Below are 257 nucleotides of genomic sequence, written 5' to 3'. Positions count from 1 at the left end.
CGGAAGTACTCATCCACAGCGGCGCCTCTGAGGGCCGACAGGTCCACTCCATGGAAGGATGGCTGGTACCAGAAGTTGGCTTTGGTGAACTGCTCCATGTAGAGCTGTTCATCAGTGAAGGGTGCGAGGTGGACATCACCAATGGTGGGGAACATGTTTCCACTAGGCTTCAGGTACTTTTTGGCATGGAGGTAGCTCTCGAGCATTCGTTCATTGAAGAGCATGTAGCCCATGGGCTCTGAGATGATAATGTCCAC

At 52.9% G+C, this 257-nt stretch carries 1 protein-coding gene; it reads right to left on the bottom strand.

The window, feature by feature from the left end; genetic code table 11:
- The coding region (locus PZC42_RS21900) for an SAM-dependent methyltransferase (RefSeq protein WP_277214316.1) at positions 1 to 233 on the bottom strand (233 nt) is incomplete at its 3' end.
- Positions 234 to 257 lie beyond the last annotated feature (24 nt).

This window comes from Isoptericola croceus, from assembly GCF_029382255.1.
In the GTDB taxonomy this organism is placed as follows: domain Bacteria; phylum Actinomycetota; class Actinomycetes; order Actinomycetales; family Cellulomonadaceae; genus Isoptericola; species Isoptericola croceus.
This window is presented reverse-complemented; position numbering and strand designations above follow the sequence as displayed.